Here is a 21,792-nt window from a genome sequence, read left to right on the forward strand (position 1 = left end):
TCTCACATCCCGCTCTGATCATAATCGTAATCTGCAACAATCAATACATCTATATGCCTCGATAGCCGCACCAACCTGCTGACAACCGATCCTTTCCCACGGTAGCCATTCAGCCACCAGACACGTTTTGCCTGACCCACTACAAGTTGCGTTGCTTTTTCTTCAGAAGCTTTACCTGCCAAAATACCAGGCACATCTCTCAGTCTCAGACAGTGATGAATGTAAAATTTCCCGCCCAATCGGACCGTGAGCTGTTCCAGCTCCTCCAATTGACACCTTGCCTCGTCACTCATAACCTTGCCTACATAAACATGGTGCACATGCCAGACCGCCTTCAGTCGATAGGCGGTACGAAATCCACGCCGGATCAGCCGATCGGCATGTTCATCACAGCTTACGCAGACAAAGACCGCTTCCTGTCTGCGCCAGGGACCACGCAGCGCGCTTTTGGGCTCCTGAGATTCCAGGCGTTCATCCACATCATCCGCCAATTCCCGCAGGGCAAGTTCCCGCAAGGCAATCAGATTGCCAATGCGAAAGAAATGCTCCAGTGCTTGATTCACCTTGGCTGCTGCATAGATTTTACCCTCCCGCATGCGTTGCCGCAAGGCCTGCGGAGCTACATCAATGAGCTGAACCTCATCCGCCATTTGCAAAATCTGATCCGGCACCGTCTCTCGGACCCGAATCCCCGTAATATGTTCCACTGCATCGTTCAAACTTTCCAGATGCTGCACATTAACTGTGGTGATGACGGAAATACCTGCCTCCAACAGAAGAAGCACATCTTCGTACCGTTTTTGCCGCATGCTTCCTGGAATATTGGTATGTGCAAGTTCATCCACCAGGACCACTTCGGGACACAGACGAAGAATCGCCTCGGTATCCATCTCCTCCAATTGGACCTCCTGATACGTCCGCTGCTCCCGTGGAATTACAGACAACTGACCAATCTGCTCCACCGTCTCCGCCCGATTATGCGTCTCCAACAGACCAATCTGCACGTCGATGCCTTTACGAAGCAGATCATTGCCTTCCCGGAGCATCATATAGGTTTTCCCTACGCCTGGGGCAGCACCGATATATACTTTGAACTTACCACGCCGAATCTGGCCGATCTGTTCTTTCATTTCCTGCTCGCTTAACCTGCGATAGGTTGGTGCCTCCATTTCGGGCAAACGGGCAGGGAGCACACGCTCTCCCTCCTGCTGTGCTCGATCCGCCAATAGGAAAAGATCGACGCCCCGCATCCTGCGCAGCAGGGAGTTAACGAATGATCCTTGCCACAGCTCCTGCCAGCGGGTGTGTCGTGAATGTCCCATTACGATTCGGGTAATCTGATGCTGCACCGCATATTGTGCCAGCGTTGATGGCATTTTCCGGCGATGTACGACAGGTAATTCCTCGAATCGACCACCAAACTTCTCTACCAGTTTGATCATGCTGCGACGGAAAACAATAGCCTCCTTGGTTAACGGCTGCTTCATATTGCGGAAGGTCACGGCTTGCAAATCCCCGTTCAGCCTCTTCGCAATCTGTTGTCCGCGCCGAATGTAGATCGATCCGTTCCAGTGATATTGGGTGGATACCAGAATACGTTCCATGATGCCAGTCGTAACAGTAATGCCCATCTCTTCCCGGTGCTCACGCAGCGATTCGTTAACCCCTTCCGCGACAAGCCGGAGAGCCAGCTCACGTAAAATACCCAGATTCCCCTGTCGAAACACCGCTTCTCCTTCATGTCCCCTAAGATGCCCCTCAGCAAGTCGGCTCAATACCGTTTCCGGCGTTACGTCGATCAGCTTCACCTCATCGGCCAGTTCAAGGGTATCCGCAGGCACGGTATGTTCCGCGGCGATACCTGTAAGCTGACGTGCAAGCTCCGTATATCCCTCCAGCTCATATACGTTCACCGTTGTAATGACGCTGATGTTATGCCGCAGCAAATACTGTATATCCTCCAGCCGTGTTGCGTGACGTGCTCCTTTCCGGTTTCGATGGGCCAACCCGTCAACGAGCACCACTTCCGGATTACGCGCGAGCAGGGCATCCAGATTCAGGTCTTTCATCTCCATGCCGTCTTTCCCACGAGACCAGTGAATGCTTGGAATCCGTTCCAACTCACCCAGCTGCTCCACCGTCTCCGGTCTGCGCATGGTCGATACGGCGCAAATGACGACATCAATGCCCTGCTGGCGCAATGTGTTTCCTTCCCTCAGCATATGATATGTTTTGCCTGAGCCACTTACTGGACCAATGTAAATTTTCAAGGTGCCCTGCTGCAGCTTCGTAATCATCTTCAAAATGTCTTCCGGAGACTTGCGCTTGAAGCTGTCCTCCATCCCGCCCACTCCCCCTATCCATAACTGTTACACAACATGGAGAAAGCCCCTTCCGAAACTCGGAAGAAGGCCAGATATGGTTTTTTCATACAACATACATCGCAGACTATATCTTATATGTGATTAACACACTTCCAAGCAAATAGAGCCCGAACAACGTATCCCTTCTGCTGACGGACCGTAAAATATGATCTCTTTCAAACACCCCGCTCCCTTACTTCAGCTCTGCCTTCAATACCAGATTCAGTGCAGTCACATTCACACGTGGCTCACCGAAGATGCCCAGCTGTCGCCCTTGTGTATGTTCCTCCACGATCTGGGCAAGCTGCTGCTCGCTAAGGCCTGTTGCCTGACTAATTCGAGGAATCTGTGCTTTTGCCGCTTCAGGTGACAGATCCGGGTCCAGACCCGAACCCGAACTCGTCACGAGATCCGCAGGGATGTGCTGCAAGCCCGGGTTCTCCTGTTGGACCAGAGCCACCTTTTCCTTCATCTCAAGGATATACGCCTCAGACGCTACGGCGCGATTGGAGCCTGCTGAAGCTGCTCCATCATAACTGGCGCTCGAAGCCCGGGGCTGGAACAGCCCCGGCGATTTTACTTCCTGCGCCAGCAGCGACGAACCGATGGTTTTTCCGTCCGCTGTGATCAGACTGCCGTTGGCATGATTGGGGAAAAGCAGTTGTGCCACTCCGGTTGTAACCAGCGGGTACATGATACCGCAAATCAGCATAAGCACGACAGACAACCGGATGGCGGGCAGTACCTGTTTCATATGAATCACATCCTGATTTCATTATTAGTTGTACTATTTACACCAGATGAAGTCCCGACAGCACCAGATCGATCAGCTTGATTCCGATGAACGGCACGATCACGCCGCCTACGCCATAGATGAATACATTCCGTCCTAGCAGCCGCTCCGCGGACATGGCTCGATATTTCACACCCCGCATAGCGATAGGAATGAGCAGTGGGATAATGATGGCGTTGAAGATCAATGCAGACAGAATTGCGGACTGTGGTGAAGCGAGATTCATAATATTCAATGCCTGGAGCTGCGGCATAGCCAAAATAAACATGGCCGGAATGATGGCAAAATACTTGGCAATATCATTCGATATCGAAAAAGTTGTCAGCGCGCCGCGGGTAATAAGCAGCTGCTTGCCAATGGAGACGACCGACAGCAGCTTGGTCGGATCGGAATCCAGATCAATCATGTTGGCCGCTTCCTTGGCTGCCATGGTGCCTGAATTCATCGCCAGGCCTACATCGGCCTGTGCCAGGGCAGGAGCATCATTGGTCCCGTCGCCCGTCATGGCGACGAGCTTGCCTTCCTGCTGCTCTTTTTTGATCGCAGTAATCTTGTCTTCCGGCTTCGCTTCGGCAATAAAATCATCCACGCCCGCTTCCAGCGCAATGGTTGCTGCCGTCAGTGGGTTATCGCCCGTACACATAATCGTCTTGATACCCATGGCTCGCATCTCGGCGAATTTCTCCTTCAGACCTGGCTTCACCGTATCTTTCAGATAGATTACACCATAAATCTGGTCGTCCATTGCAACAGCAAGCGGTGTACCCCCAGCCTTCGCAATTCGGTTGGCTATATCATCCAAATCGCCAGGTATCCGTCCTCCACGGGAGGAAATATGGCGTTTGATCGCATCTACCGCGCCTTTACGAATCTGCTTCCCACCGCTTAGATTCAGACCCGACATACGGGTCTCTGCGGTGAAGCTCACATGCTCTGCATCTGCATATTCCGTCTCCGCCCAGTTCTCGCCCTGCTTGCCAGCCAACTCAACGACCGAGCGCCCCTCTGGTGTCTCATCCACTACGGAAGCTTGCAGCGCAGCCCGGGTCATCTCCTGTGCTGACACCCCCTGAACAGGGATAAACTCAGCCGCCATGCGGTTTCCGTACGTGATCGTTCCGGTTTTGTCCAGAATTAGCGTATCAATATCGCCTGCCGCTTCCACCGCTTTCCCCGACATGGCGAGTACGTTGAACTGTGTTACGCGGTCCATGCCTGCGATCCCAATGGCGGATAACAGCCCGCCGATCGTTGTCGGAATCAGACAGACAAGCAACGCGATTAGTGTCACCAGATCAAGCCGGATGCCCAGGTAGCTTGCCATCGGAACCATCGTCATGATGACAATCAGGAAAATCAGGGTCAACACGGCAAGCAGTGTAGTCAGCGCAATTTCATTCGGTGTTTTCTGGCGCTGTGCACCTTCAACAAGTGAGATCATCCGGTCGAGGAACGACTCCCCCGGATCGGTCTGTACACGCATGACAATATAGTCGGAAGTGACTCGTGTACCTCCCGTAACGGAGGAGAAGTCACCACCTGCCTCCTTGATCACAGGGGCAGATTCCCCGGTAATGGCGGACTCGTCGATGGAGGCCAGCCCTTCAATGATCTCGCCGTCCGTGGGAATCAGCTCTCCCGCTTCTACACGGACGAGATCTCCTTTTTTCAACTGGGTCGAAGACACTTGCTTGAGGGTTCCGTCTTTCTGTACCAGATTCGCCGTTGTGTCCGATTTCGTCTTGCGCAGTGTGTCTGCCTGAGCTTTGCCCCGCCCCTCTGCCAGTGCTTCAGCAAAGTTGGCAAACAGCAACGTGAATAACAGGATGAGAAACACTGCGATGTTGTACCCTCGCCCTGCCTCGGATGCAACAAACAGGTCCGGATTAATACACAACAACAACGTGATGAGTGTGCCTACTTCAACGATAAACATCACCGGATTTTTGATCATGACGACCGGGTTCAGCTTTTTGAAAGCATCCAGGGATGCCTGAAGCAGAATCTCACGACTTAAAGTTTTAGTTCTTTTGGGAGTACCTTGATCTGTACCTGTACCTCGCGTTCCCTTACCATGTGGGCTAATCATGCCCATGCCTGTTCCTTCCACCGACTGCTCCTTCTTTCGTTCTATAGCATTCATTGCGTTAATCCACCTCCACACTCTACGTCCTCACTCATATCCCCATAACGGATTGCCGTACTCTCCATCAACGGATCATCGCCAAATGCTCTGCAATCGGTCCAAGTGCCAGTGATGGGAAGAACGTCAACGCACCGACCACCACAATCATCATCACCAGAATGCCTGCAAAAAGAGGCGTATGTGTGCGTAGTGTACCCGTTGTTACGGGAACCACTCGTTTGGTGGCCAGTGATCCGGCAATAGCAAGCATCGCGATCATGGAAATGTATCTTCCGAGCAGCATCACCACACCAATGGCGATGTTGTAAAAGTCTGTGTTGGCATTCAGTCCGGCAAACGCCGATCCATTATTGGCAGCCCCGGATGCAAAAGCATAAAGCACCTCGGTCAGGCCATGCATACCTGAGTTCGAAATCGAAGCTACAGCTTCCGGGCGCATGAGCGCCAGCGCAGTTGGACCGAGAATAATCAAAGGGTGAATGAGCAGCGCAATGGACGCGAGTTTCACTTCTTTGCCCTCGATTTTTTTGCCCATAAATTCAGGGGTTCGCCCAACCATCAGCCCACAGATAAATACAGCCAGAATGACATAGAGCAATCCGTTGAGCAAACCTACGCCTTTGCCGCCGAATACGTTGTTGAGCATCATTTCAGCCAATGCCACCATCCCGCCGAGTGGAGTAAGCGACTCATGCATATTGTTCACCGACCCTGTTGTAGCTGCTGTTGTGACTGCCGTGAAGAGCGCCGATTCGGATATTCCGAACCTGACCTCTTTACCTTCCATATTGCCTTGAATTCCCACCGCCTCCAGCGCAGGCACACCGCGATATTCCGATACGAATACCGTAGTCAGCATGATGAGGAAAAGAAAACTCATGGCCGCAAACAGAGCCCAGCCCTGCTTCCGGTTGTTCACCATGATGCCGAAGGCATACACCAGCGAGGTTGGCAGCAGCATCATGCAGACGATATGCACCAGGTTTGACAACGACGTTGGATTCTCAAATGGATGCGCTGCATTCGTTCCGAACCAGCCTCCACCATTGGTTCCTAGGTGCTTGATCGACTCCAGCGAAGCGACTAGCCCGCGGCTAATCGTTTGCTGCGCCCCCTCTAGCGTGGTTGCGTTCACCGCTCCCGCCAGTGTCTGCGGCACACCCTGGAATACCAGGAACAACGCCACAATGAAGCTCAGCGGCAAAAAGATTCTCGTGATTGACCGTACCATGTCGACGTAAAAGTTACCCAGTCCATCCCGGCGGCCGACCAGCCCGCGAATGAATGCAATTGCCACCGCGAAGCCGGTCGCCGCCGAGGTGAACATCGGAAACGTCACTGCCAGCATCTGTGACAGATACGACAGGGCATTCTCGCCGGTGTACGACTGCCAGTTCGTGTTGGTCATGAACGAAGCAGCCGTGTTGAATGCCTGCGCCGCAGGCATATTGGCGATGCCATCCGGGTTGAGTGGCAAATATTGTTGCAGCCGCAGCACCAGAAACATCAACAACAGCATGACGAAGTTGGAGAGGAGCACGGCCGACAGGTACTTTTTCCAATCCATCGACTCGTTCTCCTTCACCCCCATCAATCGATACAACAATCGCTCAGGTCCGCCAAATATCCGATCCAGCCCTGTTCGCTTGCCGTCAAACACCTTCACCAGATAACTCCCCACTGGTTTCACCAGCAGTATGATGATCAGCAGCGTCACCGCTACTTGTAATAAACCACTACTCATATCCGCATTTCCTCCCTATAAATCGACGATCCGAGTGCTTCTGGATTCGTGCATAAGGCGACCATCAGAATTTCTCCGGCCTCACCAGCACGTAACCGAGATAGATCACCAGCGCGAGCACAATCATCCCGATGACGATCATATGGCTCCTCCCCTTTCTTGCCCTAAGCTTTCTCACAAAACTTCACAAATCCCCAGAACACCACAAACAACAGCACAACCAGCCCGATTATCATGGCATCATTCACCATGTGTTCTCCTCCCTCTCTCTACCGTTCTTGCAACCTTCTACATATGAAATCGTAATACGAAACGCTGTAAAAAGGGGGTAAAGAAATACCCGCAGGGTGTAAAAAAAGCGTAAAAAAGACCCGCCCCCTCAGCTAATAGCTGAAGGGAACAGGTCTATGGATGCCAAAGTGTATATTGGAGCCCCCTTCATCCAAACGGCTTCTGGGCCCATTGCAGCAATCTTTTTCGGGTAATTTTCCCGTGTGATGTATGTTGGATCACCTGGCCGCTGTCCAGCAGCAGAACTTGAGGCGATTCATGGTGAACCTCGGTATCTTCTGCGATGCGGCGGGAAAGCGTGCGGCTTTCAATGACTTTGACGATCCAGTATTCCATTTTTTGTGCGGGATCGGATGCATTCGAACCCACAAACGCCATAAACTCCCTGTATGCTCTTGCACTGATTGGACAGGTTGTACTGTGTTTCAGCAGCAGCACCGGATGATCCTGCGACCGCACAAGCACTTCTTCCCATTCCTCTTGCTTATGCAACTCCTTGACATGTTCACTCAGCATATCATCCAGCCCCGAGCCAGCACGTTTGCTAACGACAGATCCAACCACGACGCCCAATGCCACACCAAAGGTAATACCCAGAGCGACCTGATTTGCAGCCACACCAATACTCGTTCCAATGGCGATACCCACCCCAAGCCAAAGCGTTTGAGAATTCACTTTTTTATCCATGGAGATCATCCTCCCTAAAGATATTCATAAAAAATATTAATTTTAATATAGAAGCAATCACTCATTTGCCTGTATAAAATGGCTATGGTAACCTAAGAATAGTCAACAAGGCGAGGTAAGATAAAACCCTCTTACTGCGCACGTCTGTTACGATGCAAAACCAATCCCACCGCAGGAGTCAACCTGTTTAACGGTGGTTTTTTGTTTATCACTTTCTTTAGAGCATTCCCACCAGTTGTCTACCGGAAATTATATCATAGGCGCCCATTCAGGCGCTTTTATATTCTTCATCTAAGGGTACGCTTTTGTGATACACTGATTGTAATTTGGCAACGATGAACATGAAGAAATGATTGGAAAGGCGGAAATTCGTTATGGCATATGCTTTTATGATCGAACCGCAGTATTATAACGCTTTGGAGAACGAGGACGAGCTGATTGAGAAGTGCCAGGAGTGGGGTTTGCTTTCGGAGAAAGCAACCAAGGTCAAAACGTTCTATTATAAAGGAAATGGACTGAATATGCCTTGTACCATCGTTGGCTTTGTCGATCATATGGCAGCCGTCATCCAACTGGACAATGAGCAGAAACACTGCATTCATCCGTCGTACCTGAAAGAAATGCAGGCATCCAGCTATAATGTGAAAAGTTCAATTGGAGCGGGAACAGTCAAGCCCGGGGAACCGGTCGCTGCAACCCATTCAGATCATATCTCCAGCTCTGATACCATTCAAGAGCCAGATGCTGCGTCTAATCTGGATGAGATTCCATCCGGTATGAATGCAATGGATTTCGATTCGAATGTGGACACGGATGACGAAGATAGCTCTTCTCCTCTAAAAGGAGACCCTGAGGGTCTGGTGGAAGAGTACGTTGGACCTGCAAATGCAACCAGCAGTGCAGCCAAACCTAAGGCCAGAACCGCAGGCAAAGCCAAATCAGTCAAGATTGAGCTGCCGGAGGGTAAAGTGAAAATGTCCGCCGTTGTGAAGGAATTTACGACCGTGCCGAACCACTTCTCCGACAATGATGACGAAATCATCATCTATGAAGCCGTAACAATCACGGAGCCTGAAGTCGTTGACATTGGCGAAGCCTGGTCCAGCCACAGTGCTACCATGAAGAAACAGGAGCTTGAGGTTGGTGATGTGCTTACGTTTGAAGCCAAAATTATCAAGAAAAAGCTGACCAGGAATCCTGTTCCTTATAAAATCAACAACCCCTCAAAGCTTCAGAAAGAGGTCTAGTTTTCAAGTAGAACACGGTAAATACACTCCTTGCAGGAGTCAAAAAACAAAAATTCCAGGCCATGTAACTCATGTCCTGGAATTTTTTGTTCTATATTAGAGAAACGCTAAATCGCAATTTACTGATGGTTGGCTGCAACACAGCTGATCTGGAAATGGACTCCGAATTTGTCGGTTACCATACCGTAGGCCGGACTCCAGAACGTTTCCTGAATCGGCATTGTCACTTCGCCGCCATCTTGCAGCTGATTAAAGATTTCTTTGGCTTCCTCCGCGGTATCCGTATTCACTGTAACATTAACATGGTTACCCACTACATACGGCATGCCAGGAAATGTATCAGACAGCATCAGCACAGAGCTGCCAATTTGCAAAGAAGCATGCATGATACGGTCTTTGGCTTCTGGTGGTACGGGGTGATCCGGATTGGATGGACCGTCGCCAAATGTCTGGAGAGCTAACACTTCGGCTCCAAATGCTTTTTTATAAAAATCTACTGCTTCACGTCCATTGCCATCCGTTACAAGATACACATTCAAGCTGATCGCCATGCGTTCTTCATCTCCTCGATATCATGTAATTAAACCACTAATGCCGCTTGCGACATGAGTATATACGAACAGGCTGTCCGTTGACAAGAGTACGGGTAACAAGCTCATAGGTAGGATTATCCGAAAGCCTTATTTTATCCAAAAAAAAGACCACTCTCCCGATTCCTGTCGGTCAAATGGCTGTGGTCGATCCTATGAGGTTAGCGCGTTTTTACGATGCTATCTATTTCACTTTTCAACAAGAGGTATCGGTGAACACTTCTCATGATCGGGACCTTAGTTAGTTTATTCTTGTCTACATAAAGTTTCATCTGATCTTTGGTCAGACCCAACAAACTCCCTGCTTCAGATACCGTCAATACAACCTCGGGATTCGTAGCATTAAACGTTCTCTTCACTTTCTGGTTCCAGTCCTCGAATACCTGCATAGATCAGTGATCTCTCCTATCCATAGCCAGTCGTTCTCCAGGCTGAATAGATCCATTATACCATACTTGTGATGATCGTAACTGAATCCTTATGGAGAACCAATTTATGTTAGTGCAGAATTCCTTTCTTGGACCCCTTTGAAAGCCTTTTGGTCAAATCTGCTAAGCCTCTTCCCAGAATCGGCGCAGGTTGTTCATGGCGATTTTGGATGCTGACTTGCACTCCTCCATGCCTTCGAACTCCACCGTGATGTTGCCGTCATAGCCGGAGTCTTTGATCAGCTTCACAATTTTGCGAATGGGGATGTCCCCATGCCCAACGATGGCTCCACGCAGGAAATTACCATTGGCAGTGGTAAACCACTCCCCTTCGCCCGGATGCTCATCATAAGAACGGAAATAGAAGTCTTTGAAGTGGACCAGAGAAGCGTACGGCAGATTTTTCATGACCCCAATAATCGGGTTTTCATCCACACACATGAAATTGCCAATGTCGAGTGTTGTTTTGAAGTTCGGACGATCCACGGCATGCAGCACACGTTGCACACGATCGCTCGCCTGCACGCTGAAGCCGTGATTTTCGATGGTTGTCGTAATGCCAAACTGCGCAGCATAATCCGCAATGATCTGGCTTCCCTTCACCATGAGCGGGAGATTTTCTTCGAACCAGGCAATGGTCATTTTCTCCTTTGGCAACGTAAACGCCGTGACGTCATGACGCATATGCTTCACACCCATCCGGTGAACAACATCGACATGTCTTTTGACCCGAGCCATTTCTTCCTCAAAAGCCTCTTCCGTCTCCTGCACAAAATTCGCAGGCATCGAATAGTTGGACAACTCGATGCCTGCAGAAGCAGCTCGCTCCCGGATGGCATCAGCCAGCTCATAATTATCTTCCACGGTGTAGCCATACGGAACCATCTCCATATGCTCACCACCATTTGCTGCAATCCAGTCGATCATATCCAGAACCGTCATTTCACCCGAATTCAAATCATTCAACAAGCTATACGTACTCAGGCCCACTTTCATCTGCTCAGCTCCCTACCGGTATTGTTTGATGAATTCAACTGCTTTGCGAATGTCCAGCTCCGGCTGATCGCCTACCTCACGTTCAATCGTCAGATACCCTGTGTAACCAATCTCCTGAAGGGCGGCAAAGTATCCGTTAAAATCCACACCGCCCTCGCCCAGCGGCACTTCACGGAAGAACGTCCCGGAAGAAACCATTTCGGCAATCTTCTCATGATCCATGGGCGCGTAACCTACTGCACCATATACATCTCTCGGATCGACTTCCTTCAGACGTACCCCATCTTTCACATGGGTGTGGACAATATAATCCTTCAACAGATGGACACCGCGAGCCGGATCATCCCCCGTAACCATAACCATATTTGCTGGGTCAAAATTCACCGATACCCCATTGGTCGACAATGTATCCAGGAATCCTTTCAAATCTGCGGCTGTTTCCGGCCCTGTCTCAATAGCAAAGTACGCACCTGCACTTTTCGCATATTGACCCAGCTCTTCGCAAGCCGCATGCAGCGTGGCATACACTTCGGAGGAAGGATCATGCGGAACAATACCGATATGTGTTGTGACGATATTCGTACCCAGATCAAGGGCCAGATCCACGATTCGCTTAGACTTCTCCACTTTCCACGGATTATCTTCCTTGACCTGAAACCCATGACCACCCAAATCGCCAACCAGCGCAGAAATTTCAAGCCCAAGAGAATCGATATAACTTCTTAACTCTTTGCGAGCCGCAGGCGACAGATTTTCGGGGTCCATCTCTCCCTTGACCGCATAGATCTGTACACCCTCCGCTCCAACGTCTTTCGCTTTGTTCAGCCCTTCTCTTACGCCTACGTTAAAGCTGTCCACGATGACGCCGATCTTGTTCGTTAATTTCATGTTATACCCTCCTGCTGAATTGGTATTTTATCGTCCTGATGTGAATTCATGAAGAATGCTCTACTACACTTTCGCCCTATTCACGGTCCACTCCTCTTCTTGTAAAAGATTCTTATCTGCACCTTACGTTATTCCGGTGAACCGATTTTTACGGATTGAATCTCATAAGGCTTGAACGTCAGCTCAAACGTCCCCTCACGACAAGCCAATGGCCGGATTTCGTCCTCCAGCAGATTGACTACAGATGCTTTTATCCGCGTTTCCACCCATTGAATCTCGACTGTTTCTCTTCCTCCAGATGATTCATAGAAACGCAGTATCGTCCCCGTGCCGTCTTCTGAAGCTTTGACAGTATCCAGAATGACGTGCTCGCTCCGAAAGTGAACCCAGGAATGCTCTGCCGTTAATGTGCCTTTATGTCTGCCTGCTGCCACAGCCTGGGCTGGATGGTTCAGCTCCATTGCACGGCGTACCACACCCGCTTCCCGCCAATCACCTTGATGGGGCAGGAGCGAGTAGGTGAATTCATGCTCCCCCTGATCGGCATATTCATCCGGCCATTTCGGAGCACGGAGCAGGGACAGACGAATCGTCTGATCCTTGATGTCGTACCCGTACTTGCAATCGTTCAGCAGGCTTACACCACTATTGCCTTCGGAGACGTCCGCCCAACGGTGCCCACACACTTCAAACTGTGCCTGCTCCCAGCTTGTATTGTTATGGGTTGGCCGCTCCAGCGCACCAAACGGAATTTCGTAGGTTGCTTTGGCTGACACCAGATCGATCGGAAATGCGACTTTGAGTAACTTATGGTTCTCAACCCAGTTTACCTTTGTCTTGAAATCCACACGTCGCTGATGACGATACAGGATCATATCCTGGTGAATTTCCGAGTTGTTCAGCTTCCAGTGGAAACGAAGGACATCCCTTGTTGCCCCGCGCTGCACGATCTGTCCGGAGATCAGCTGTACCGCCCCTGCCCGCTGAGATTCGAACCTTGGGTCAATATCCCACGCATCCCAATACGTAGGTTTGTCATGGAAAAACTGCAGCTCATTCGCTTTATCTCCCGGCTTCAGCCACTCCCGCTGAATGGACTTGTCATACCATCTTGTGATTTCTCCAACATCGTTAAATTCAAGCGTGTAGAAATCTGTTTCCCAGACGGAAGGGAAAGATTCCTCCTGTTCCCATACAGAAAGATCGGCATCCGGTGCCTGGCGCAGCCATATCGTGGTATACCCAAAGGCCGGAATGGATGGAACATAAACGGACAGGGTCAGCACATCTCCATTTTGCTCTAGGTCACCTGCCAGATGATTACCCTGATGATCAAAAGCAGCGAGACCAGTCAGACTCACGTCGCCTGTAATGGCCACCACTTCTCCGCGCTCCCAGCCCAGACTATTAAAAATAACGTAAGGCAGGCCATCCAAACTATCTGTAGCAATACGTTCCACAAGGGTACCGAGGGCGCTCTCCATCGCCGATGTTCCCAGAGCAAATACCTTCGTATACTCCTCCGCGGAGGTGACATATGCTTCGGGGATAGATGTACCCGGGATAATATCATGGAACTGATTGAGCATGATCAGCTTCCAGCCTTCATCGAGCTTATTCTTCACCTGTGCTGCTTCAGAAGATCCGGCAAACTGCTCCCAGATCTCCGCTTCACGGTACAGTACTTCGGCCTTCCGATTGCTCCGTTTATTCCGCGCATGGGTAGTATACGTTCCCCGGTGAAGTTCCAGATACAGGTCTCCATGCCATTTCGGCAAAGGGGGATTATGGTTGGATATTTCTTCGAAAAATGCTCCCGCTGTACTGAACTTGCTGATGGGCTGCCCAACCATGAGATGGGATCGCGCTCCGAACTCCACCATTTCATTCGTGACCCCGCCCCCACCATCACCATGACCGTAAAGCAGCATTTGCTCAGGATGTACATCCTTCTGCTTATACGATTGCCAATGCTCATCGATATCTTTGGGCCGGGTATGTTCATTCACTCCATGATTCAAGTACGCAAGCACCGAGGTTCCATCAATACCCACCCAATCAAATAGATCATATGGAAAAGCATTGGTATCATTCCAATTAAGCTTGGTGGTCATAAAATAGGGAATACCCGCCAACTTCAGCAACTGCGGCAACGAAGCACAGTACCCGAAGGTATCAGGGAGCCACTCAATGCTTGAACGCTTGCCAAACTCCTCCTGATAGAAGTTCTGCCCGTACAACATCTGTCTTACCAAGGACTCACCGCTCGGAATGTTCAGGTCCGGCTCCACCCACATGCCGCCAACCAGCTCCCAGCGACCTTCGGCAACCCGGACTTTGACCTGCTCATACAATTCCGGGTAATGCTCTTTCACAAACGCATACAGCTGCGGCTGGCTCTGCGAATATACAAACTCCGGGTATTCATCCATCAAGGTACACATCGTGGAGAAAGTACGACTGGATTTACGGACTGTCTCACGTACAGGCCACAGCCAGGCAATATCGATATGTGACTGCCCAACCAGATGCATGAACCCATTCCGGTATTCTTCCGGGTCCTCCTCCTGTACCGACTGTGCGAGCGAATTTTCGAAATTCTGCACCCATGCCGCCTCCCCCCAGCGATTCGGATCGTTGTACATCTCATCCATCACCTGATGAATTACTCGGACAAGATGGGTCCGCTTCAAGTCTTTCTCAGGCAATGCCTTCAGCGACTCCGCAAGTACAGTAATGCTGTACATCAAGCTCTGGAGCGGTTGATTCACATATACCAAAGCAGTTCGGATACCACGGATCGGCCGCTGAATCACCGCTTGTCGGTTTAGCGGGTCATGCGGTTCCGGTATAGGATCATACAGCTCAATCTCCAATAAAGGCGTAGTTCCCACCCGGCTCCTGGGTAACGGCACATACCAATGATTTCGGTCCAGTCCGTGATAAGGCATGCCATTCACCTTCAGCAGCCCCTCACCCCCAGCTTCAAAAATCAATCCAATCGCATGATCCTCCCAATTGCCTGGAATCTCTATGGTTTTGCTTAGAAAATAAGTCGTTCCATGGTTGCTATCGAGCGGATTCAGACTTTGGACAGCCCCATTCTCCTGTTCATACTCGTATTCTCCGGGCCGTATATACCTGGCCTTCTGCATCTTCCACTGCGGAAGCTCTATGGTATCCATCCATTGCTGCTGAGCCAGATCCTGAATGAATCTCTGAATTCGAATCATACCTCCACCCCCACCTTCTGAATGTGTAAGCTGCAAGCAGTCCAGTCTCTGGAGCTGCTGCCCACCATCAGTCTGAATTCACCTGGTTCCACAACAGGCTGAAGACGAGAGTCGATCAGCGCCAGATGTTCTTTTTGTACAGGAAAAGTAACCGTTCGAGTCTGTCCCGGCTCCAGACGAATTTTGTGAAACCCCTTCAGCGAAATTTCAGCTCGGGTGACCGAAGCCGATACATCCGTAATATACAGCTGAACTACCTCATTACCCGCAACCGGTCCCGTATTCGTAACCTCCACCTGTACCTCTGCTTCATCGTCTGGTCCGATCACTTCCGGCACAACCCGTACATTCTCGTATTTAAATTCCGTATAGCTCAGCCCAAAGCCGAACGGATACTGCGGTGCAAGATCGGTCTCCAGATATCGCTTGCCTCGGGTGCGTTTGGCATTGTAATAGATCGGAAGCTGCCCCACATGTTTGGGAATAGAGACGGTAAGACGACCGGATGGATTCACATCACCGAACAAAATATCTGCTATTGCGTTTCCCCCCTCCTGCCCCGGGTACCACGCTTCCAGGATAGCATGGGCATGCTCATCAATCCAGGGTTCAGCAATGGGTCGGCCATTGATATATACGACAATAATCGGTTTCCCCAGCTTATGTACTTCCTGCACCAGCTCCAGTTGAACACCCATTAAGCTCAGAGACGATCGGTCTATGCCCTCACCGCACTCCATATCGTTCCATGGATCATCCGTGACAACGGATGCACCCGTCCGCAGATCAATGGTGCCTTCGCCAAAATCACGACTACTTGACCCACCCATCACCATAATGATGATGTCAGCTTGTTCAGCACAGGCGCGCGCTTGCGCAAAGCCCTCTCTGGAATCGCCTTTGATGCGGCATCCGGGCGCGTATAACACTTGCTCCGTATCCGTCCCAAGCTTACGGCGAATCCCATCCAACACCGTAACAATATGTTCTCTCGGCTGTGGCGAGGTGTAATCACCCAGCTGGTTGTAGACATGGTTTGCATTCGGTCCAATAACGGCCAGCTTCGTACCTGTTTTGCTGAGCGGAAGGGTGTTTTCTTCATTTTTGAGTAAAATGATCCCCTCTAGCGCCACTTGCCTCGCCAGCTGAATATGTTCCTCACATCCGATTACCTGCTCTGCAAAGTCAGGATCAACGAAGGGTTGTTCGAATAAGCCTAGTCTAAACTTCATCTCCAGCACCCGTCTTACCGCTGTATCCAGCTCCTGCTCTCCAATTAATCTTTGGTCCAGGGCTTGCCCGAGATGCTTACGGTACATGTACCCGGACATCTCCATGTCCACACCTGCCTTAAGCGACTGCGCGACGGCCTGCTCCCCGCTCTCCGCCGTGTTGTGTCCACTGACCAGCATCTGAATCGCACCAAAATCGGTGATGACGAATCCGTCAAATCCCCATTGCACGCGCAGGAGATCATTTAACAGATACGAGCTCGATGTACAGGGTACACCGTCAATTTCGTTGTATGCCGTCATGACGGAGCATGCACCCGCTTCCACGGCTTTCTTGAAGGGCAATAGGTCCACTTCATGCAACTCACGTAATCCCATATGAACAGGGGCCGCATTGCATCCACCCTCTGAACTGCCATAAGCTGCAAAATGTTTGAGTGTCGCCACAATTGTCCGGTTGGTATCCAGTCTATCACCCTGCAGGCCTTTCATCGCTTCTACCGCCAATTCACCGATCAGGTATGGATCTTCGGCAAAACATTCCTCTGTCCGTCCCCATCTCGGGTCCCGCACCACATCCAGCACAGGGGAATACGTTGCTGCTCCCCCCTGGCTTCGAGTCTCCACAGCAATCGCTTCGCACATCTTGCGGTACAATTCCACGTTCCAGGCACTTCCTACAGCAATCGGCACCGGGAATACGGTCGCTCCAATCGCCATATGACCGTGAGAACACTCCTCCCCGAACAAAATGGGGATCCCCAGCCGGGAGTTCTCCAAGGCATACCGCTGAATTTCATTGGTGGCAACAGCTCCCTGCCTAGGGGTCAGGCCTGTCTCCAGCGTCACTTCCGTCCAGGGATCAGCACGAAGGACGCCATACAACGACCCAATCCCGCCCTCTGCGATTTCCTTTTTAAACTCATCCGTAACCCGAACCGTACCATCTGCTTCCTTAACATAAGTCTTCCACCCCATGGGCTGAATCAGCTGTCCTATCTTCTCCTCCGTTGTCATCCGACCGAGAAGATCTTGTACCCGTTCCTGAACGGGAAGCGAAGCATCTTTATAGTTCATATGCACATTCTCCTTATGAGTTCGGCTTGTTTTGGAACATGAGCTCACATGGCTTTTCGGTAGTCGCTAGGTGCTACACCCACCACATTCTTGAACGCCCGATTGAAGGAATTATAGTTCGTGTACCCGACTTCCTCACTGATCTCCTGGATGGCCTTGTCGGTCTCCAGCATAAGCTGTTTGGCCTTCTCTATGCGGTGACTAATCAGAAGATCCACGAACTTCTCACCAATTTCGTCCTTGAACAGCTTGCTTAAATATTTCGGATTGATATCAAATAAATCACTTAGATAATTCAGCGACAGCTCGGGATTGTTATAGTTCTGTTCAATATATTTGCGAATTTCAAGAATATGAGATCGGTGTTTTCTGGAACATTGAAGTGTCTGCATCTGCTCCGACAGATCTCGGAAGCCTTCCCAGCACAGCGTTCGCAAATCATCTATCGTCTCCCATCCTTCCAATCTGGGGAGGAGCGGTGTAAATACGGATGCCCATTGCTCCTGATATTCCCGCGGAAGTTCCGCGAACTCCCGATTATAATGCTGGAACAGCAGCTGGACCGTATTCATAATCTCCTGGCGGGAGAGCACGGATTCACGGATTTGTTCGAACAAGCGGTCAAAATGCTTCTCCCAGACATTGTCCGACAATCGCATCGCCTGCACCAGCAAAGAGATTGTCTTCAGGAACTCATATACATCATTAGTCGAGTTCGGTACCTCCCCGCATGGAATGATCCGGTTCATGCCGAGCACAGCCTTGTACTCCAGGGCATGCACAGCCTCCTTCAACGAAGCTCTCAGGCCACGAACATCGACTGCCACTCTACCAATCCCGATAGTTACGGTGAAGTTCAAATACTGCCCAACCCTGTCCAGATAACCGGAGAGCAGTCTCTGCTCGGTTTCCTCACCCTTTTCCATCTCGGGCAACCAGAGTATTGCATACAGCCGCTGATCCGATATCCACTCTGCCCACACTTCGGTCCCTTCTTGCCTTGCACTCTCCTGCAGAATGCTGGATAACACAAACTTGAGAAGGGATTGATCCTGATTGTGATACTCCTCCATAAATCGGGAATACTGATCAATCTCCACCACAATTACAGCCCATCGATCCTCCAACTGCGGGAGCTTGAACCTGTTCATCTCCGCTGTAAGCTCATTGCCGGTGAAGTCTCGCGTACCCTCCAGCAGCTCCTGAAAGAAATATTTCTTCTGCAAAATCAGATTTTCTTCATGCTCCTCCTGATATTGCTTGGTTTGATTAATCATTTGCTCCAGCGTGGTCTGGATAAAACGGAACTCGTTATCTTTTGGTTGACTCATCCCCGGCTGTTTCTGTGAAGCCACCGTCTCAATTAACGTGACGATTTGCTGGATGGGCTTGTAATTTCTCCGTGTCACATAGATCACCCACACCACACCAATCAGGACAACAGCAACGGCAAAAACAAACCAGATATTGTAAAATTTCAGGGCGAATTTGACGATCTTGCCATTATTCAGTCCGGTCTGTACCTTCCAGCCGCTGTAGCTGGATGTAAATTCGGAGAAGACTTCACCTGACGCCATTTGGGGAGATGCTGCCCTAGCGCCATCCTGCTTCCCACCATCCCACAGATTGCCGCCCGAGCGATTGAAGATATTCACGAAAGTGAACTCAGGGTCATACATCTGCATGATAGACTTCTGCAAGGCTGGCAGATTGACGTTAACAACTACAAGACCCGTGCCGTTTCCGACGCCGCGAATGAGTGTAATGACCTGTTTGCCTTCCTCGGTCGGGAATGCCTTAAAAGATCTCGCCCCCACCCACTTTTGCGTTGCCGCAGCACGGCTGTCCTTAATAAATGGCGCGTCCGGGAATTCCTCAATGGGTACCGCCTTGCCGTTGCTGAATACTGTATCATCGTTGTATCTCACCAGATATATGGAATCAATCAGCGGATACTCTATTTTCAATTCATCAATAACCTGGACCGCTTGAATTCCGGCATACACATCTTCGCTTCCGGTTATCGAATAATAATTTTTCAGGTTGGGGTTGGTCAAAATATCACGCAGCACCTTGAAGTCGATGGAGCGTAGTGAATTGTCCAAATATTGCGTTACCTGTGATGCCAGAAATTCATTGGCCTTGAGTGCTTCTCTTCGGTTCTGCTCATTAAATACCTGGAAGAAGATAATAAACAGGATTGTGGTTACGATAAAAAAAACAGGCAAGTACGATAGCAGCAAACGTCTAAACCAACTGTTGTTCATCTCCGAGGCCCCCCACACTGTTTATGTGCATGATGACAACCACGCCAATCTTCCATAAATATTCAGTAAATTATATCGGATGAAGTGGGGTTGTCAAAAGGAGAAGACCGCCCCGATTCCTGTGGTGACATCGGGACAGCCTCATTCATGAATCCATCAACCTTTATTGATTCTTCTCAATCGCACGCTGGTAAATCTCAAGGTAATTGCTGAGTCCCAGACCATCAAAGCCTTTCACGTACGCGTCCCATTCCTTATCAATGCTCTTGCTGCCGATAATAAATTGAGCCATATTGGTCATCACGTAATCCTTGACGGCCGTCGTGAGCTGCGCAGCGGTTTCTGTATCTTCAGGACGGATAAATACGTTCGCAGGATAGACTTCTTTGGGCGCATAAGGTTCATATACATTGGTTGCTTGTGCCAGGCGTGTACCGTAACCCTCCGCTTCCAACGGGTTCTGACCTTCTGCAAACAGATTGCGGAACGTATTGGACAAGTCATGTGCTCCGATCTGTGACCAACTCTCGTTGACTACCACGTTCGGGTCACGCTCAGGCAGGTTATAGTAGCTGTATTTGGCTGGCTCGCCATTGATGTTTTTCTCATCTGCATCCGCCTTCTTCCAGCCTTTCCCCTCTGTTGGACCGTACTCTGCGTACAGGGCACCTTCTTCACTGAACATGTAATCTACAATCTTGATGGCAGCAATCTGCTGCGCTTCGGTCGCTTTGTTGGTGATGGCAAACTCAAACTCACCCACGCTCTGTGTAGCGCCTGTCGTCTGAACGCCATCCGGCCCTTTTAGCGGAGGTACGATGTCCCAGTGCTGGTGGCGGGTGATATCCTTGTCATACGTGTTCACGAGGTAGCTGACCAGCGCTGTCGTTATAGAGCCGACCACCTCATCGCCTTCCTTGTTTCCCAGCTGCCCGATCGCCTGATCGTTCTGCGTGAAGGAGGCCGGATCAATCAGGCCCTCTGCGTACAGCTTGTGCATGTACTCCAGCCCTTTTTTCCACTCTTCCTTGTTCGCTGCAAAATCAACCTTCCCATCCTTCACGATCAGATATTTATCGTTGTCATTATAGATAAAACTGTTCATGAGATAGGCGTCGATATTGCCATTCCATACATATTTGTTCGGTGCACCCGTGAGCGGAATCTCATCGGCTTTGCCATTGCCATTCGGGTCCTGCTCTTTGAATGCCTTCAGTACCGTGTAGAGTTCATCGGTCGTGGTCGGCATTTTCAGACCCAGATTGTCGAGCCACTCGGTGTTAATCCAATATTTCTGAGCATACGTACAGTGATAACATTCATTGAAAATCGGCAGAGCGTAGATGTTCCCGTCAGGTGCAGTAATCGCTTCTTTAAAGTACGGCTTCTCCTCCATAATCTTGGTGAGATTCGGACCGTACTCCTTGATCAGATCCTGCAGCGGGAGGAACACGCCCTGTTTTCCGTAGGTTTGCAGGTCTGAGGTGGTGAACTTGCCATGGAGGAACACTTCGGGATAATCTCCACTCGCCAGCAGTAACTGTCTGCGGTCTTGCAAGGCGTCCGTCGGGGCCAAATCCCATTTCAGAGTTACATCGAACTTGTCTTCGATAAATTGGGTGAACTCATTTTCTTCCATGGATGCTTTACCTTGTGGGGCAAAGAAGGTCATCGTGACCGGGCCAACGCTCTCCCCGCTACCGTCGCTCCCTGTACCTGTCTCCGCGGATGAACCGCATGCGGACAACAAAGCCATCGAAGCAAAGACCAGAAACAACATCGAAATCCAAGATTTTTTCAATCTGACTCC

15 protein-coding genes are annotated in these 21,792 nt (G+C 50.3%); 1 reads left to right on the forward strand and 14 read right to left on the reverse strand.

The window, feature by feature from the left end:
* Positions 1-2: 2 nt before the first annotated feature.
* The 6 genes from P364_RS0107080 to ytxJ all read right to left on the reverse strand — a co-directional run bounded on the left by P364_RS0107080 (position 3) and on the right by ytxJ (position 8,024).
* The gene (locus P364_RS0107080; protein ID WP_024629447.1) at positions 3-2,342 is read right to left on the reverse strand and encodes a histidine kinase; all 2,340 of its coding nucleotides are present in this window, start codon (positions 2,340-2,342) and stop codon (positions 3-5) included.
* 214 nt (positions 2,343-2,556) lie between these two features.
* A complete protein-coding gene (gene kdpC / locus P364_RS0107085; RefSeq protein WP_024629448.1) occupies positions 2,557-3,117 on the reverse strand; it encodes a potassium-transporting ATPase subunit KdpC in 561 nt (186 codons plus the stop codon).
* A 37-nt stretch (positions 3,118-3,154) separates the two neighbouring features.
* Positions 3,155-5,245 (reverse strand): potassium-transporting ATPase subunit KdpB, encoded by a 2,091-nt coding sequence (gene kdpB / locus P364_RS0107090; RefSeq protein ID WP_052016542.1) that lies wholly within the window; start codon positions 5,243-5,245, stop codon positions 3,155-3,157.
* Positions 5,246-5,366: 121 nt separating this feature from the next.
* Complete coding sequence (kdpA, locus tag P364_RS0107095; protein WP_024629450.1) at positions 5,367-7,046, reverse strand: potassium-transporting ATPase subunit KdpA; 1,680 nt, start codon at positions 7,044-7,046, stop codon at positions 5,367-5,369.
* A gap of 64 nt (positions 7,047-7,110) precedes the next feature.
* Positions 7,111-7,188, reverse strand: coding sequence for a potassium-transporting ATPase subunit F (locus P364_RS38670; RefSeq protein ID WP_082350862.1), 78 nt, complete (start codon positions 7,186-7,188; stop codon positions 7,111-7,113).
* A 296-nt stretch (positions 7,189-7,484) separates the two neighbouring features.
* Positions 7,485-8,024 (reverse strand): bacillithiol system redox-active protein YtxJ, encoded by a 540-nt coding sequence (gene ytxJ / locus P364_RS0107105; protein ID WP_052016539.1) that lies wholly within the window; start codon positions 8,022-8,024, stop codon positions 7,485-7,487.
* 374 nt (positions 8,025-8,398) lie between these two features.
* Here ytxJ and P364_RS0107110 point away from each other — a divergent pair, with 374 nt between their 5' ends.
* Positions 8,399-9,271 carry a hypothetical protein gene (locus P364_RS0107110; RefSeq protein ID WP_024629452.1) on the forward strand — a complete coding sequence of 291 codons (873 nt, stop codon included), beginning with the start codon at positions 8,399-8,401 and terminating at the stop codon, positions 9,269-9,271.
* Positions 9,272-9,390: 119 nt separating this feature from the next.
* Here the strand turns inward: P364_RS0107110 and P364_RS0107115 are convergent, their stop codons facing one another.
* The 8 genes from P364_RS0107115 to P364_RS0107150 all read right to left on the reverse strand — a co-directional run bounded on the left by P364_RS0107115 (position 9,391) and on the right by P364_RS0107150 (position 21,783).
* Complete coding sequence (locus P364_RS0107115; protein WP_024629453.1) at positions 9,391-9,822, reverse strand: VOC family protein; 432 nt, start codon at positions 9,820-9,822, stop codon at positions 9,391-9,393.
* A 200-nt stretch (positions 9,823-10,022) separates the two neighbouring features.
* Positions 10,023-10,250, reverse strand: a complete 228-nt coding sequence (locus P364_RS0107120; RefSeq protein WP_024629454.1) for a hypothetical protein — start codon at positions 10,248-10,250, stop codon at positions 10,023-10,025.
* Between the two features lie 162 nt (positions 10,251-10,412).
* Positions 10,413-11,285 (reverse strand): sugar phosphate isomerase/epimerase family protein, encoded by an 873-nt coding sequence (locus tag P364_RS0107125; protein ID WP_024629455.1) that lies wholly within the window; start codon positions 11,283-11,285, stop codon positions 10,413-10,415.
* A 12-nt stretch (positions 11,286-11,297) separates the two neighbouring features.
* Positions 11,298-12,173 (reverse strand): sugar phosphate isomerase/epimerase family protein, encoded by an 876-nt coding sequence (locus tag P364_RS0107130; protein WP_024629456.1) that lies wholly within the window; start codon positions 12,171-12,173, stop codon positions 11,298-11,300.
* A 128-nt stretch (positions 12,174-12,301) separates the two neighbouring features.
* Positions 12,302-15,406 carry an alpha-mannosidase gene (locus P364_RS0107135; protein WP_024629457.1) on the reverse strand — a complete coding sequence of 1,035 codons (3,105 nt, stop codon included), beginning with the start codon at positions 15,404-15,406 and terminating at the stop codon, positions 12,302-12,304.
* The gene (locus P364_RS0107140; protein WP_024629458.1) at positions 15,403-17,715 is read right to left on the reverse strand and encodes a glycoside hydrolase family 3 N-terminal domain-containing protein; all 2,313 of its coding nucleotides are present in this window, start codon (positions 17,713-17,715) and stop codon (positions 15,403-15,405) included. Before P364_RS0107140 ends, P364_RS0107135 begins: the two co-directional genes overlap by 4 nt.
* Positions 17,716-17,759: 44 nt before the next feature.
* Complete coding sequence (locus P364_RS0107145; RefSeq protein ID WP_024629459.1) at positions 17,760-19,982, reverse strand: helix-turn-helix domain-containing protein; 2,223 nt, start codon at positions 19,980-19,982, stop codon at positions 17,760-17,762.
* Positions 19,983-20,145: 163 nt separating this feature from the next.
* A complete protein-coding gene (locus tag P364_RS0107150; RefSeq protein WP_024629460.1) occupies positions 20,146-21,783 on the reverse strand; it encodes an ABC transporter substrate-binding protein in 1,638 nt (545 codons plus the stop codon).
* Positions 21,784-21,792: the final 9 nt, after the last annotated feature.

This window comes from Paenibacillus sp. MAEPY2 (assembly GCF_000499205.1).
Taxonomy (GTDB): Bacteria; Bacillota; Bacilli; order Paenibacillales; family Paenibacillaceae; genus Paenibacillus; species Paenibacillus vandeheii.

What these genes read in the sequence shown, in the direction of transcription:
- P364_RS0107080 (WP_024629447.1), bottom strand. Translation starts at nt 2,342, where the DNA reads ATGGAGGACAGCTTCAAGCGCAAGTCTCCGGAAGACATTTTGAAGATG.
- kdpC (WP_024629448.1), bottom strand. Translation starts at nt 3,117, where the DNA reads ATGAAACAGGTACTGCCCGCCATCCGGTTGTCTGTCGTGCTTATGCTG.
- kdpB (WP_052016542.1), bottom strand. Translation starts at nt 5,245, where the DNA reads ATGATTAGCCCACATGGTAAGGGAACGCGAGGTACAGGTACAGATCAA.
- kdpA (WP_024629450.1), bottom strand. Translation starts at nt 7,046, where the DNA reads ATGAGTAGTGGTTTATTACAAGTAGCGGTGACGCTGCTGATCATCATA.
- P364_RS38670 (WP_082350862.1), bottom strand. Translation starts at nt 7,188, where the DNA reads ATGATCGTCATCGGGATGATTGTGCTCGCGCTGGTGATCTATCTCGGT.
- ytxJ (WP_052016539.1), bottom strand. Translation starts at nt 8,024, where the DNA reads ATGGATAAAAAAGTGAATTCTCAAACGCTTTGGCTTGGGGTGGGTATC.
- P364_RS0107110 (WP_024629452.1), top strand. Translation starts at nt 8,399, where the DNA reads ATGGCATATGCTTTTATGATCGAACCGCAGTATTATAACGCTTTGGAG.
- P364_RS0107115 (WP_024629453.1), bottom strand. Translation starts at nt 9,822, where the DNA reads ATGGCGATCAGCTTGAATGTGTATCTTGTAACGGATGGCAATGGACGT.
- P364_RS0107120 (WP_024629454.1), bottom strand. Translation starts at nt 10,250, where the DNA reads ATGCAGGTATTCGAGGACTGGAACCAGAAAGTGAAGAGAACGTTTAAT.
- P364_RS0107125 (WP_024629455.1), bottom strand. Translation starts at nt 11,285, where the DNA reads ATGAAAGTGGGCCTGAGTACGTATAGCTTGTTGAATGATTTGAATTCG.
- P364_RS0107130 (WP_024629456.1), bottom strand. Translation starts at nt 12,173, where the DNA reads ATGAAATTAACGAACAAGATCGGCGTCATCGTGGACAGCTTTAACGTA.
- P364_RS0107135 (WP_024629457.1), bottom strand. Translation starts at nt 15,406, where the DNA reads ATGATTCGAATTCAGAGATTCATTCAGGATCTGGCTCAGCAGCAATGG.
- P364_RS0107140 (WP_024629458.1), bottom strand. Translation starts at nt 17,715, where the DNA reads ATGAACTATAAAGATGCTTCGCTTCCCGTTCAGGAACGGGTACAAGAT.
- P364_RS0107145 (WP_024629459.1), bottom strand. Translation starts at nt 19,982, where the DNA reads ATGAACAACAGTTGGTTTAGACGTTTGCTGCTATCGTACTTGCCTGTT.